Genomic DNA, 13751 nt, shown 5'->3' on the forward strand with positions numbered 1-13751 from the left:
TCAGGCACCGGCAGGCCACTGTCGACCGGAACCTCCCCTTGAATGACAGTGTACCTGCTGGATTCGGGCCGTGTTGACTCGAGTCAACGCTTGCGGGAATGGCCCGCACTTCCTTCCAGGAGCCTCGCGCGGCCCGGATGCTCCTCGAACCAGCGCCGCAGCACCCTGAGCACGTCCGGATCGAATTCCGGCAGCCGCCGCGTGCCCGCCAGCATGACCAGCTCGTCTTCGTCGCGTGCGGTGCCCAGGTGGCGCCAGCGGTCGATCACGTGCGCCTCCTCGATGGCGCGTGTCGCGTCGCGCTCGACGATGGCCACGGGTCCCGCGAAAGGCCAGTCGGGGATGCGTTTCACCTCCAGCGCGGTGGCGAGCCGCACGTTATGCGCCTCCGGGGATTCCTCGCCCACGCATGCGCCGCGGCACTTGTGCACTTGCCGCGCGAAGCAGGGACCGCCGCGCTTTTCCCAGCCGAGCAGGCGCCAGCACAGGCCGTGCTCGGCAGCGATCGCCTCCAGCAGGTCGCGAGCGGCGCGCGGCGAGGTAAAAGGGCCGTAGATCGGTTCGGCGCCGGAGCCGCGCTCGTCCCAGTCGATCTCGTCGAGCTTGAGGAACTCCGGCGCGTCCCGCAGCGAGGGCAGTCGCAGCACGCAGTTGGTCCGGCGCCGGCGCAGCATCGCGTTGTGCAGCGGCGCCACCTCCTTCACGAGGCGCGATTCGAGCAGCAAAGCGCCCAGCTCCCCGGCGGTCTCGATCCAGTCGAGGCGCCGGATCTCCGCCGACAGGCGGCTGTCGTTGGAACTGCGATAGTCGGAAGTGAAATGGGAACGCACGCGGTCGCGCAGGTTCACGCTCTTGCCGATGTAGAGCGGCAGGTCGTTCACCCCGAAGAACCGGTACACGCCGGGGCATTCGGGCACGCCTTCGAGCGCATCGGGCGGCAACTGCGGCGGCAGGCTCGGGATCTTGAGGAGTCGCTTAACGGCCGCCGCGATCTCGTCGGCCGATTTCTCGCACTCGACCACCTTCGCAAAGCGCCACAGCGCGCGGGCATCTCCCAGCGCCGAGTGCCGGCCGGTTCGCGCGGCCGGATCCACGCAGTCGCGAGGGTCGGTGAGCCCATGGCGGGCGATGAGCGCGTCGAGGCTGTGCCCCACCGCTTCCGGGTAAAGCCGGCGCGACAGCCGCACGGTGCAAAGCACATCCGCGGTGAAGGGCATCTCCAGGCGCGCGAACTCGTTCTTGAGGAAGCCGTAATCGAAGCGCGCGTTGTGCGCGACGAACAGGTGCCCCTCGAGCCGCTCGCGCACCTCGTCCCGGATTTCGGCGAACGTGGGCGCGCCCTTCACCATCTCGTTGGTGATGCCGGTGAGGATCTGGATGTCGGGGGGGATGGAGCGTTCCGGGTCCACGAGCGAGGACCACTCCTCGACCACCTCGCCCTCGACGACGCGCACGATGGCCACCTCCGTCACCCGGTCGCCGGTGGAAGAGGTGCCGGTGGTTTCGAGATCGACGAAGGCGACGGCGGGCGCGAGGGCGATCAAGGCGGTCCCGCTCAGGGCGCCTTCGCGCTGGGGCTGGAATCGTGCGCGTGGCTCATGAGCACCGCCAGGGGCACGAGGTCGAGAGCGCGTTCGTGGGTGGCCGCCAGCACCACGGGCGGGGCGACGCCGGCCTCCAGCGCCTCCAGCCAGCGCAGCGCGCACAGGCACCAGCGATCGCCGGGCTTGAGGCCGCGGAAACGGTGCGCGCGGTTGGGCGTCACCAGGTCGTTGCCGCGGGCGAAGCTGAAGGCGAGGAATTCCTTCGTCATCCGGGCGCAAACCAGATGGGTGCCCGCGTCATCTTCCGCGGCATGGCAGGACCCGTCGCGGTAATAGCCGGTGAGGGGATCGAAGCAGCAGGCGAGCAATTCGCCGCCGAGGACGTTCAGGGATTCGGGCATCTGGGGTGTTCGGGTGGAGTGTTCCGGGATTGGCGGTCGTACCAATGATAAAATACGCTTCCGACGAATCGTCATCATGACCGGCATTTTTCGATGCCGGCACCCCCACCATGGCCCGCACCCGCAGCAAGTCCGCGCCCCGCCTCACCCGGGACGCCGAACGCCTCATCGCCCTGGCCAACGGCCTGCACACCTCCGGCAGCCTCACCGAGGATCGATTCTGGGAGGGCCAGATCGCGTCCCTGCTCGAAAAGCTCCTCGAGCACGGCAACGACGTCCCGATGGACGGGGCGCTGGACCAGCTCTGGCAGACCAATTCCGGCCCCTACGACGTGCTGATCGAGCGGGTCGAGGGCGTTTCGGAGTCCGTGACCGTCATGCAGGGCGACCTCGCGTGGGAGACGCTCCTCATCGCGGCGCCCGTCGTCGCATGGTCCAAGTACGCCATTCCCTCCGGCCCGATTGCCCGCGAGGACGCGCAGGCGCTCAAGGTGCAGCTCCAGGCGCACGTGCTGGCGGCCGATACGCGCGTGACCCTCGTGCCCTACCTCTACTCGGTCGATCAGTTGCCGCGGCATTTCTCGGAACTGCGGCGCCTGGCGGCGCGGCTGGGGGATGCTGCCGTCACCGGCGAGATCCCGCGCATCGACTTCGCGCGCATGCCGGAGACTGCGCAGCTCCTTTCCGACGCGCGCTTCGTCCTCGCATCGGTCGCGACGCTGCGCGGCAAGCCCCTCTTCCACTGGCAGGAGGACGCGAGCGGCCACACCGGTCGCACGACGAGCCTGGAGCAATGGATCGCGCAGGCCCGCCCGACCATCGCGAAGCTGCTGCCCGGCTGCGTGTTCGAGTGCCTGCTGCCCGACGCCTACTACGTGAACTGCCGCGAGGCCGACCGCCGCGTGCGCCCGTACGCCATCCGCGCGGGCGTGTCCTACCTCGAGAACGCGATGCAGGTGGAGACTTCGCAGCTTCGCGCCGTGATCGCCGGCTTCGGCGAAGAGCGCGTGGATGAATACCGCGTCGGCTTCACGGTGGACGGCGACAGTCATGTGGCCCACGGCGTCGTCTGGCCGCTGTACGGCCGCGAGGACGAAAATTCGCGTCCCGGCCCCATCGAGGACCTGCTCGCCGAGCTGGCGCAATGCGGGGTCACGGAGGTGAAGAAGCTCACCGGCACCTTCGAACCCGAATACTGCGACGATTGCGGCGCGCCCCTCTTCGCCAGCCCGGACGCGGAAATGGTCCACGCCGAGCTACCCGAGGACGCCGACTCCCCCGCCGCCCACTTCCATTGACAGCGGGGTCGGATCGCCATGCACAATGAACGTGCAAGGTAATCCGACCCCATTCCGGCATGGACGCCCTCTCCGAAGTCCTGCGCATCTCGAACCTGGTCGGCTCCGTCCTCGCCGATGCCACGGCGGGCGGAGCGTGGTGCGTGTCGGTGCCGGCGGCCAGCTCGCGCTCGTTCGCGCACGTAGTCCTGGAGGGCGACTGCGTCCTGGAAGCGGGAGAATTCGGGACTATGGCGCTGCGCGCGGGCGACGTCGCGTTCCTGGCGCGCGGCGAAAGTCACCTCATCGGCTCCGACCTCTCCACGCAATCCACGCCCTTCGCGACCCTGCTGCGCCCGCCGATCGCGGGAGAGCTGGCGCCGGTCACGCTGGGCGGATCCGGACGGCGAACGCGCTGGGTCACGCTGGCCATTTCCGCCGACCGGCACCTGGCCGAGCCTCTCTTTGCGGCGCTGCCGCCCGTGCTCAAGGCCGGGATTCGCGGCACCGCGCCCCTCGCCTGGCTTTCCGATTCGCTGGGGTTCTCGCTTTCGGGCTCCGATGCGCCGCGCCCTGGCGGCACGGCCGCGCTCTCGCGGGTGGCGGAGCTGGTTCTCATCGAGGCCCTGCGCCGCCATGTGGAGGGCCTTGCGCCCGGCGGTTCGGGCTGGCTCGCGGGACTGAATGATCGCTACGTGGGCGTCGCCCTGGCCATCGTGCACGGCCGGCCCGGCGAGCACTGGACGGTCGAGCGCCTGGCGCGCCAGGTCGGACTTTCGCGTTCCGCCCTCGCAGAGCGCTTTTCCCTCGTGGTCGGCGAGCCCATCTTCGGGTTCCTCACGCGCGTGCGGCTGCAGCTCGCGGCGCACGAACTGGCCACGACCGCGCACTCCATCGAGAAGATCGCGACGGGCGCAGGCTACGAGACGGGACACTCCTTCTCCCGCGCGTTCAAGCGCACTTTCGGCAAGCCCCCGTCCGTGTGGCGGCGCAAGTCGCGAAGGAAGCGATAACGTGTTCCCTACCTCAGCGCCCTGCTGAGGAACGGCAGCGAGACATCCATCCGGTAATCGACATCGGAATGGTTGTCGTCGAATTCCTCGTAGGTGTGCCGGATGCCCGCCTGCTGCAACCGCTTCGACAGGATCCGCGAGCCATATTGGATGTGGTACTGGTCGCGCGAGCCGCAATCGATGTAGATGCCGCGCAGCGACTCGAGGCTCTTCCGGTACCTTGCCACGAGGTTCACCGGGTCGTTGGCCTGCCAGCGCTTCCACCGGTCCTTCAGCAGCTCACCTGTCTCCAGGTTGAAGGGGAGGTGAAAGCCGTTGGGCGCCTTCGGGTCCGGGTCGTAGCTCGCCGCCATGCAGAGGTTCATGATCGCGTGGCCCTCGGCCATCGAGAGCTTCGGTTTTTCCCACACGGCCTTGAGGAAGGCCGCGACGCGGCCGTCGTCCCGCCCGCGGTCAGCGCCCTTCTCCATTTTCCGCGCGTCGTACGGGCCTGGGGCGAGCTTCTTCGGGCGGTATTTCGCCAGCTCGTTCAGCGTATTGGGCCAGTCGTGGTGATAGACGAAGTCGAAGTAGGCGTCGCCCGAATGGTCCGCGATCGCGCCCCAGGTGGAGGCGTACTTCATCCCGTGGATGATGGCGCCGTAGCCGCCGGAGGACTTGCCGAAGCAGCCGCGATGCTCGCGCGAGGCGAGCGTGCGGAACTGGCTGTCCACGAACGGCACGATCTCCTTCGTGAGGTAGTCGGCGTAGTTGCCGATGGCGGTGCTGTTCACGTACTGGTTGCCGCCCAGCGCCGTGAAGCAGTCCGGAAACACGAGGATCGCGGGCGCCATCTTCCCTTCGTGCACCAGGCGAGCCGCGCGCTCCGGCACGTTCTCGCTGAAGTTCTTCCACGCGATGTGGGAGAGCCCCGAGCCGGTGAAGCCCACCATGTCCACGAGTACGGGAAAACGCTTGCCGCGCCCGCGCGTGGCGCCCTCGTCGTACTGGGGCGGCAGCCAAGCGGCGAGCTTCCTTGCGTGCGGGTCGCCCAGGGCATTGCCCTTCAGGACGGAGGAGACGTGCTCCAGCACCACGACGGTGCCGGGTTTCCACTTCGGGCGTTTGAGTGCCATGCGACCTCGGGATGGTTGACGATCGGAAGTGGCGATTCTCGCAGAAACGCGTCAGGCGAAAGCCCAAATGGGAAAAGGGCGCCGAAGCGCCCTTTCAGTTCCCTTCGAGCAGTTGCTTCGTCAGCCGGTGACGCGGCGCTTGTACTCGTTGGTGCGGGTGTCGATCTCGATCTTGTCGCCCGTGGCGCAGAAAGCGGGTACCGCCACCTCATGGCCATTGGCAAGCTTCGCGGGCTTGAGCACCTTGCCCGAGGTGTCGCCGCGCACGGCGGGCTCGGTGTAGGTGATCTCGCGCACGACCGTGTTCGGGATCTCCAGGGAGATGGTCTTGCCCTCGTAGAAGGTGGCCTCGCAGGGCATGCCTTCCTCGATGTAGTTGAGGGCCTCGCCCAGGCTGTCCTTCTCGATCTCGTACTGGTTGAAGTCGCCGTCCATGAACACGTACATGGGGTCGCCGAAATACGAGTACGTCACTTCCTTCTTCTCGAGCATGAGGAGCTCGAATTTCTCGTCGGCCTTGTACACCGTCTCGGTGTTGTTGCCGGTGAGGAGGTTCTTCATCTTCATCTTCATGGTGGCGGAGCTGCGCCCGCCCTTGTTGTACTCCGCGCGGAGCACGACCATCGGGTCGTTGCCCACCATGAACACATTGCCGCTACGCAGTTCCTGAGCTGTTTTCATGAGTCCGTCCGTGAATGCTTCCGCCCACCATCGCGATGGGACGTCGAAAAAGCCCGTTATTTTAGCATGTTATCGGTGAAAGCCGCCAGTTGCGTGGCAAGGTCCGGGGCGGTGGCCAGGCGCGCGGCCCACTCCTCGGCATGCGGGGCCGTGACCGCCAGGGCGGCGGCGAAGGCGGGCCAGGAGCGCGCCACCGTCTCGCCCCGGTTCCACCCCTCCCACAGGGCCGTGATGCAGTCGGCGTGCCCCCGGTCCATGCCCGCCGTGTACCGGGCCAGGAAGGCCGCGAGCTTCACCCAATGGGCCCCGTCGTCGGTCGGATAGATGTGCCAGACGAAGGGCCGGGCAGCCCACTGCGCGCGCACGAAGGAATCCTCGCCGCGGACGAAATTGAGGTCGCAGGACCAGAGCAGCTCGTCGTAGCGGTCCTGGTCGAGGAAGGGAATGACGAAGGCGTTCACGGCGCCCCGCTCCCCGCGGTGCGCCTTGCCGTGCAGCCAGGACGTGACGGCCAGCGACGCGACCCCCTCGGGCGCGGCAATCCACACCGGGCCGGCATGGCGGGCCATCGCTTCGAGCAGGGACTCGTAGGGCGCCCCCAGGTAGCCGAACAGGCTCACCTTCAGCGCCCCGTCGGGCGGGACGGCTCCCGTGAGCGCACGCCAGAACTCGGCCTGTGCCGCGCGGTCCGCCTGGAACTCGTCCCTGCGCACGAGGAGGTCGCGCTCACGAAGGAGGCCCCCGGTGCGCGCGGTGAAGCCGGGGAAGAAGAAATGCCGCGTGAGGGGGGCGAGTCGCGGGTGCGGCGAAGGCAACGCATGGCTGCCCTCGACCCATTCCTCTGCGCTCAGGTATTCGAGGTTGATCCAGCGCGGATGCGGCCGGCGCGCCGCCATCGCCAGCACGTAGGGTTCCGGCGTATCGCATCCGAAGGTCTCGACGACCACGTCGGCCACCTCCTCCACCGGAAGGAATCCGCCCTCGCGGAAACGCTCGTCCCAATGGCGGATCTCGACGGAATCGATGCGCTGCGCGGCCATCGTGGGGCTCGCGTCGGGGCGCAGGCGCGAGAGCACCGTCAGGTCATCGAGGTAGAGGCGCACGAGCCTGCCCTGCTCGCGGGCGACGCAGCGGGCCAGCCGCCACGCCACGCCCACATCGCCAAAGTTGTCGACGACGCGGCAGAAGATGTCCCAGCGCTCCGGGGGTGCCGCCAATTGACCTCCTGATCCGGGCCACGCGCCCGTCGGAACGATTATGCGGCTCGGGGCCGGGCTTTCCCCGGGTCCCGATCCCATGTAGACTAGACTGTCCAGTCTATCCAACTCGAGGGATCGGGTGAATCCATGAATGTCCCCGTCGATCCTGTCCTCCAGGACTGCCGGCAGCGCCTGATCAACGCGGCCGCGGAAGCCTTCAAGGAAGTTGGCTACCGCGCGAGCATCGACACCATCGCCGCTCGCGCGGGTGTTGCCCGGCAAACCGTCTACAACCACTTCGCCAGCAAGGACGACCTGTTCAGCGAAGTGGCCAACATCGCGGCGATCAGCATCCTGGTGTCCCTCGACGGCGACGGGCGGAACCTGCGCGAGCGGCTGATTCGGTTCGGCATGACGTTTCGACAGCGGCTCATAGGCGACGAGGGGCTGGCCCTGTTCCGCACGGTGAGCGCGGAAGCGCCGCGCTTTCCAGACCTTGCCCGCGCGTTCTTCGACAAGGGCGCCGGGCAGACGATCAGGAGACTCGCCGAGTTCCTCGCGCGCGCCATGGACGAGGGCACGCTGCGCCGCGACGATCCCGAGTTCGCCACCGAAACGCTGCTCTCCATGCTCGATTGCTGCGACCGCACGCGCCGCCTGCTGGGCGCAGCCATGCTCCCCGACGACGCCGAACGCGCGCGCGTCGAGCGAATCATCGACTGCTTTCTCCGGGCCTTCGCCCCGAACCAACAAAGGACTGTCCCATGAACCCCACCCTCCGGTTCGTCGCCCCGACCCTACTGTCGCTCGCCGTCCTGGCCGCCTGCAGCCCGGGAGGAGGCACGCCGGCGGCCGGTGGTCCCGCGGGGATGCCACCGACGGAAGTCGACGTCATCACCGTCAAGTCCGGCAACGCCCTGCTCACCCAGGACCAGCCCGGGCGGCTGCAGGCATACCGCTCGGCGCAGGTGCGCGCGAGGGTGGAAGGCATCGTGGAAAAGCGCCTGTTCACGGAAGGCAGCGACGTGAAGGAGGGCGCCACCCTCTTCCAGATCGATGCGCGCAACTATGCCGCCGCGGTCGAGGCCGCCGCTGCCGATGTCGATGCATCGAAGCTCGTCGTCGAGCGCTACAAGCCCCTGCTCGAGATCCGTGGCGTGAGCGTGCAGGAATACGATGCCGCTCGCGCGAAGCTCAAGCAGGCGCAGGCCACCCTCACGCGCGCACAGATCGATCTGGACAACACGCGCGTCCCCGCGCCGCTTTCCGGGCGAATCGGGCGCGCACTCGTCACCGAGGGCGCGCTCGTCGGGCGTGGCGAAGTGACACCACTCGCCTTGATCGAGCAGATCGACCCGGTCTACGCCAACTTCACCCAGCCCGGCGCGGACCTCCTGCGCCTGCAGCACGCCGTGAAGTCCGGGAGGTGGAAGCGCGCCGATTCGGCCAGGGTGGAACTGATCCTCGAGGACGGCAGCGTCTACGCGTTGCCGGGAAAGCTCCTCTTCTCGGACCTCGCCGTGGACTCGACCACCGGTGCGGTATCGCTGCGCGCCGAGTTTCCCAATCCCAGGCATGAAATCCTTCCCGGCATGTTCGTGCGCGTGCGCTTTCCCGAGGCGATCGCCGTCGACTCCCTGCGCGTGCCCCAGCGCGCCGTCCAGACGGGCGCGAACGGGCAGTACGTGCTGGTCGTGGGCGCCGGCAGCAAGGTCGAGATCCGGCCGGTGCGCTCGGCGGGCATGGCAGGAGGCGACTTCATCATCGCCGACGGGCTCGCGGCGGGCGACCAGGTGATCGTCAACGGCCAGCAGAAGGTTCAGCCCGGCGCGACGGTCAAGCCGGTCGCGTGGAATCCGGTGGCGGCTCCCGCTACCGCGCCGCCGCCGGCTCCGGCCGGCAACGCGAAAAAGGAAGGCTGACCGTGTTCGCCAAGTTCTTCATCGATCGCCCCATTTTCGCGTGGGTGCTCGCGATCCTGATCGTGCTGGGCGGCGTGCTCGCGCTGCGCAAGCTTCCCGTCTCCCAGTACCCGGCGGTCGCCCCGCCGGCGCTCACCGTCTCGATCAACTATCCCGGCGCCGCGGCGCAGGTGGTGGAGGAGTCGGCCGTCGCCCTGGTGGAGCAGGAAATGAACGGCATCGAGAACCTGCTCTACCTCGAGTCGGCCTCCGAAATCGGCATCGGCACCGTCACGCTCACCTTCCAGCCCGGAACGAACCTGGACTTCGCCTCCGTGGAGGCGCAGAACCGCATCAAGCGGGTGGAAGCGCGCCTGCCGGACGACGTGCGGCGCATCGGCGTCACGGTCGCGAAGACGGCGCGCAACTACGTGATGTTCGTGTCCATCATCTCGCCGGACAAGAGCCTGAACAACGTGGACCTCGGCAGCTACGTCGCCTCCAACGTCCTCGACCCGGTGCGCCGCGTGCCCGGCGTGGGCGAGGCCCTGCTCTTCGGCACCGAGTACTCGATGCGCCTGTGGCTCAAGCCCGAGAAGCTGCAGGGCTACCGGATCACTCCCGCCGACGTGTCGCGCGCGGTGCGCGCGCAGAACGCGCAGCTCGCCACGGGAGAGCTGGGCCAGCTGCCGGCCGCGCCGGACCAGCAGCTCAACGCCGTGATCGTGACGCGCAGCCGCCTTTCCACGCCCGAGGAGTTCGGCAACATCGTCGTCCGGACCAACCCTGACGGCTCCACGCTGCGCGTGAAGGACGTGGCGCGGGTCGAGCTGGGCGCGCAGGACTACAACATCACCGCGCGCCTCGACGGCCAGCCCGCGGCGAGCGTGGCGGTACGCCTTTCGCCGGGCGCCAACGCACTGGAGACCGTCCGCGCGGTCAAGGCGAAGATGAATGAGCTCGCGCGCTACTTCCCCAAGGGCGTCACCTGGGTGGTGCCCTACGACACGTCGCAGTTCGTCGACATCTCGATCCGCGAGGTGGTGACGACCCTGGTCGAGGCGGTGTTCCTGGTATTCCTCGTGATGTACCTCTTCCTGGAGAACTTCCGCGCCACGATCATCCCCACGATCGTCGTGCCGGTGTCGCTGGTGGGCGGGGCCCTCGGCCTGTACCTGTTCGGCTACTCGATCAACGTGCTCACGCTCTTCGCGATGGTGCTCGCCATCGGCATCGTCGTGGACGACGCCATCGTCGTGGTGGAGAACGTCGAGCGGCTCATGAGCACGGAAGGGCTGTCGCCGCGCGATGCGGCGCGCAAGTCGATGGACCAGGTCGCTCCTGCGGTGATCGCGATCACGCTCGTGCTTTGCGCGGTATTCCTGCCCATGGCGCTCTTCGGCGGCTCGACGGGCGCCATCTACCGCCAGTTCTCGGTGACCCTGATCTTCACGATCCTCTTCTCGGTGCTCATGTCGTTCACGCTGACGCCGGCCCTGTGCGCGACGCTGCTCAAGCACGCGCCGGGCACGGAGCTGCTGCCCACGAAGGGGTTCTTCGGCTGGTTCAACCGTTTCTTCGCGCGCACGACGAGCGGCTACACCTCCAGCGTCCGCCACATCGTGGGGCGGGCCTGGCGCTTCCTCGTGATCTACGCGGTGATCGTGGGCGCCACCGGATGGCTCTTCTCGCGGCTTCCCGGGAGCTTCCTGCCGGAGGAGGATCAGGGCTACTTCCTCAACCTCGTGCAGCTGCCGCCGGGGTCGACGACCACCCGCACGCTGGAGGTGCTCGAGCAGGTGGAGCAGTACTACCTCAAGCAGCCCGAGGTGGACCACGTGATCGGCGTGCTGGGCTTCTCGTTCTTCGGCCGCGGCCAGAACGCGGCCATCGCCTTCGTGCGCCTCAAGGACTGGAACACGCGCCCCGGCGAGGCGGGCAAGTCGGTCTCGCTCGTGCGCAAGGCGAACATGACCTTCTTCCGCATCAAGCAGGCGATCATCTTCGCGATCAACCCGCCGCCGGTTCCCGAACTCGCGGCGGTGGGCGGATTCGACTTCCGCCTGCAGGACCGCGGCGGCCAGGGCCGCGAGCGGCTGCTGGAAGTGCGCAACATCGCGCTGGGTCTCGCCGCGAAGGATCCGCGGCTGGCGGGCGTGCGACCGGAGGGGCAGGAGCCCACCTCGCAGCTGCTGCTCGACATCGATCGCGTGAAGGCCGAATCCCTGGGCGTGTCGATCGCCGACCTCAACGACTCCCTGCAATCCTCACTGGGCGTGGCCTACATCAACGACTTCGTGCGCCAGGGCCGCGTGCTGCGCGTGCAGATGCAGGCGGAAGCCGGCACGCGGCGATCCATCGATGAAATCCTGCGCCTCACCGTGCGCAACGCGAAGGGGGAGATGGTGGCGCTCTCCGAACTCGCCAAGCCGCAATGGATCTCGGGCCTGCCCAAGCTCGATCGCTACAACGGCCTGCCGTCGATGAAGATCGCGGGCGGTCCGGCGCCGGGACGCAGCACGGGTGACGCGCTGGCAGCCATGGAGGACGTGGCCTCGAAGCTGCCGCCAGGCTTCGGCTACGAGTGGTCGGCCACCTCCTACGAGGAGCGCCTTTCGGGATCGCAAGCGCCGCTGCTGTTCGGCGTCTCGCTCATCGTGGTCTTCCTGTGCCTGGCCGCGCTCTACGAGAGCTGGTCCATCCCGTTCGCGGTGATGCTGGTGGTGCCGCTCGGTGTCTTCGGCGCCGTGCTCGCGGTGACGCTGCGCGGGCTGCCCGACGACGTCTACTTCAAGGTGGGGCTCATCGCCATCATCGGCCTGTCGAGCAAGAACGCGATCCTGATCATCCAGTTCGCGCGCGAGTTGCAGGACGAGGGGATGGGGCTCGTCGAGGCCACGCTCGAGGCGTGCCGGCTGCGCTTCCGGCCCATCCTCATGACCTCGATCGCCTTCGTGGTGGCGGTCGTGCCGCTGGTGATCTCCACCGGCGCCGGCGCCGAGAGTCGCCACGCCATTGGCACGGGCGTGGCCGGCGGCATGATCTCGGCCACGGTGCTCGCGGTGTTCCTGGTGCCGGCGTTCTTCGTCGTCGTGCGCCGCTACTTCCCGGGCCACGCTCGACACGCCGCCCATGCGGAGGATCACCCCCATGCGTAGCAGCGATATCACGGGCGTCCTTCGGCGCGTCATTCCCCTGGGCCTTGCCGTGTTGGCGGGCTGCTCGTTCGTCCCTCCCCTCGAGCGCCCCACGCCCCCGGTGGCCGCGCAGTGGCCGGAGGGCGCGAACCCCGCCGGAGCGCGCGCCGTCGCCGGCCTCGCGTGGCAGCAGTTCCTGCCCGACGCGAGGCTGCAGGCGCTGGTCACGGCGGCCCTCGAGAACAACCGCGACCTGCGCATCGCCGTGGCGCGCGTGGCGGAAGCGCAGGCCCTGTACGGCATCGTGAAAGCCGACCGCCTGCCGACGATCAACGCGGCGGCGGGCGGCACCGCCGCGCGCACCCCGGCCGACCTCTCGGCCACCGGGGCGGAAGCCATCAACCGCCGCTACGACGTCGCGTTCACCATGACATCCTTCGAACTCGACTTCTGGGGCCGCGTGAGAAGCCTCGACGAGGCGGCGCTGGCGAACTACCTCGCGACCGACGAGGCGCGCGAGTCTTTCCGGCTGTCGCTCATCGCGGACGTCGCCAACGCCTACTTCACGCTCCAGGAAATGCAGGAGCGCCTCGTCCTTGCGCGCGCCGCGGTGCAAAGCCGTGCCGAGAACCGCATGCTGGTCGAGAGGCGCCGCGATGCGGGCCTTGCGAACGACCTGGACTTCCTCGCCGCCGACGGGGCCTATGAAGCCGCTCGCGCCGACGCTGCAAGCCTCGAGCGCAACCGCGCGGCGGCCGCGAACGCGCTCACGCTCCTCGTGGGCACGGTGCCTGCCAATCTTCCGCAGCCGCGAAGGCTCACGCAGCGCGACATCGTGCCGGACCTGGCGGTAGACGTGCCTTCGGAGACGCTGCTGCAACGGCCCGACGTGCGCGCGGCCGAGCAGCGGCTCGTAGCGGCCAATGCGACCATCGGCGCCGCGCGCGCGGCGTTCCTGCCGCGCGTCGGCATCAGCCTGAGTGCCGGGACGGCCAGCGGCTCGCTCTCCGGCCTGTTCGATTCCGGCAGCGGCGCGTGGAGCTTCGTGCCCAGTCTCGTGGTGCCGATCTTCGACGCGGGGCGCAACCAGTCGACCCTGGATCTCGCCCAGGTGCGCAAGGTGATTGCGGTGGCGGACTACGAACGAACGATCCAGCAGGCCTTCCGCGAAGTCGCCGACCTCCTCTCGGCGCGCGATGCGCTGGCCGAGCAGATCCGCGCGCAGGAAGCGGCGGAGCGGTCCCAGAACCAGCGTCTTCTCGTTGCCGAAGCGCGCTACAAGGCCGGGGTCAGCAACTACATCGAGGTACTCGATGCACAGCGCGACTCCTACATCGTGAGCCAGCTCACCGTGATGGCACGACGGCTGCAACTCACCACCGCGGTTCAGCTCTACAAGGCGCTGGGCGGCGGGCAGGAAGCGCAGGCGCCCGGCCGATCCTGAGCGCTTGCCGGGGCTTGACACCGCCCGGCAATCATGTCA

The 13751-nt window shown here is 68.3% G+C and carries 11 protein-coding genes; 6 read left to right on the forward strand and 5 right to left on the reverse strand.

The window, feature by feature from the left end; translation table 11 throughout:
* Window positions 1-83: 83 nt before the first annotated feature.
* Entirely contained in the window at window positions 84-1544 is a 1461-nt protein-coding gene (locus IPP91_05910; GenBank protein MBL0141598.1) for an ethanolamine utilization protein, read from the reverse strand.
* An 11-nt stretch (window positions 1545-1555) separates the two neighbouring features.
* Window positions 1556-1945 carry a DUF2237 domain-containing protein gene (locus tag IPP91_05915; protein MBL0141599.1) on the reverse strand — a complete coding sequence of 130 codons (390 nt, stop codon included), beginning with the start codon at window positions 1943-1945 and terminating at the stop codon, window positions 1556-1558.
* A gap of 110 nt (window positions 1946-2055) precedes the next feature.
* Between IPP91_05915 and IPP91_05920 the strand changes: the two genes are divergently transcribed.
* Complete coding sequence (locus IPP91_05920) at window positions 2056-3243, forward strand: DUF2863 family protein (protein MBL0141600.1); 1188 nt, start codon at window positions 2056-2058, stop codon at window positions 3241-3243.
* Window positions 3244-3302: 59 nt separating this feature from the next.
* Window positions 3303-4235, forward strand: a complete 933-nt coding sequence (locus IPP91_05925; protein MBL0141601.1) for an AraC family transcriptional regulator — start codon at window positions 3303-3305, stop codon at window positions 4233-4235.
* 8 nt (window positions 4236-4243) lie between these two features.
* On the opposite strand, the gene IPP91_05930 is transcribed toward IPP91_05925, so the two are convergent.
* The 3 genes from IPP91_05930 to earP form a co-directional block, all read right to left on the reverse strand.
* Window positions 4244-5350 carry an enterochelin esterase gene (locus tag IPP91_05930; protein MBL0141602.1) on the reverse strand — a complete coding sequence of 369 codons (1107 nt, stop codon included), beginning with the start codon at window positions 5348-5350 and terminating at the stop codon, window positions 4244-4246.
* A 120-nt stretch (window positions 5351-5470) separates the two neighbouring features.
* On the reverse strand, window positions 5471-6031 hold the full coding sequence (gene efp, locus IPP91_05935; GenBank protein MBL0141603.1) for an elongation factor P: 561 nt from the start codon (window positions 6029-6031) through the stop codon (window positions 5471-5473).
* Window positions 6032-6087: 56 nt separating this feature from the next.
* The gene (gene earP / locus IPP91_05940; GenBank protein ID MBL0141604.1) at window positions 6088-7329 is read right to left on the reverse strand and encodes an elongation factor P maturation arginine rhamnosyltransferase EarP; all 1242 of its coding nucleotides are present in this window, start codon (window positions 7327-7329) and stop codon (window positions 6088-6090) included.
* Between the two features lie 48 nt (window positions 7330-7377).
* Here earP and IPP91_05945 point away from each other — a divergent pair, with 48 nt between their 5' ends.
* The 4 genes from IPP91_05945 to IPP91_05960 are packed head-to-tail and all read left to right on the forward strand — an operon-like array spanning window position 7378 to window position 13712.
* On the forward strand, window positions 7378-7998 hold the full coding sequence (locus IPP91_05945) for a TetR/AcrR family transcriptional regulator (protein ID MBL0141605.1): 621 nt from the start codon (window positions 7378-7380) through the stop codon (window positions 7996-7998).
* On the forward strand, window positions 7995-9152 hold the full coding sequence (locus tag IPP91_05950) for an efflux RND transporter periplasmic adaptor subunit (protein MBL0141606.1): 1158 nt from the start codon (window positions 7995-7997) through the stop codon (window positions 9150-9152). The genes IPP91_05945 and IPP91_05950 overlap by 4 nt, the downstream gene beginning before the upstream one ends.
* Before the next feature lie 2 nt (window positions 9153-9154).
* Window positions 9155-12289: an efflux RND transporter permease subunit gene (locus IPP91_05955; protein MBL0141607.1), complete on the forward strand. Its 3135-nt coding sequence runs from the start codon at window positions 9155-9157 to the stop codon at window positions 12287-12289.
* Window positions 12282-13712 carry an efflux transporter outer membrane subunit gene (locus IPP91_05960; GenBank protein MBL0141608.1) on the forward strand — a complete coding sequence of 477 codons (1431 nt, stop codon included), beginning with the start codon at window positions 12282-12284 and terminating at the stop codon, window positions 13710-13712. The genes IPP91_05955 and IPP91_05960 overlap by 8 nt, the downstream gene beginning before the upstream one ends.
* The last annotated feature ends 39 nt before the right edge of the window (window positions 13713-13751 follow it).

It is taken from the genome of Betaproteobacteria bacterium, from assembly GCA_016720855.1.
Lineage (GTDB): Bacteria > Pseudomonadota > Gammaproteobacteria > Burkholderiales > Usitatibacteraceae > FEB-7.

What these genes read in the sequence shown, in the direction of transcription:
- IPP91_05915 (MBL0141599.1), bottom strand. Translation starts at nt 1,945, where the DNA reads ATGCCCGAATCCCTGAACGTCCTCGGCGGCGAATTGCTCGCCTGCTGC.
- IPP91_05920 (MBL0141600.1), top strand. Translation starts at nt 2,056, where the DNA reads ATGGCCCGCACCCGCAGCAAGTCCGCGCCCCGCCTCACCCGGGACGCC.
- IPP91_05925 (MBL0141601.1), top strand. Translation starts at nt 3,303, where the DNA reads ATGGACGCCCTCTCCGAAGTCCTGCGCATCTCGAACCTGGTCGGCTCC.
- IPP91_05930 (MBL0141602.1), bottom strand. Translation starts at nt 5,350, where the DNA reads ATGGCACTCAAACGCCCGAAGTGGAAACCCGGCACCGTCGTGGTGCTG.
- efp (MBL0141603.1), bottom strand. Translation starts at nt 6,031, where the DNA reads ATGAAAACAGCTCAGGAACTGCGTAGCGGCAATGTGTTCATGGTGGGC.
- earP (MBL0141604.1), bottom strand. Translation starts at nt 7,329, where the DNA reads ATGGGATCGGGACCCGGGGAAAGCCCGGCCCCGAGCCGCATAATCGTT.
- IPP91_05945 (MBL0141605.1), top strand. Translation starts at nt 7,378, where the DNA reads ATGAATGTCCCCGTCGATCCTGTCCTCCAGGACTGCCGGCAGCGCCTG.
- IPP91_05950 (MBL0141606.1), top strand. Translation starts at nt 7,995, where the DNA reads ATGAACCCCACCCTCCGGTTCGTCGCCCCGACCCTACTGTCGCTCGCC.
- IPP91_05960 (MBL0141608.1), top strand. Translation starts at nt 12,282, where the DNA reads ATGCGTAGCAGCGATATCACGGGCGTCCTTCGGCGCGTCATTCCCCTG.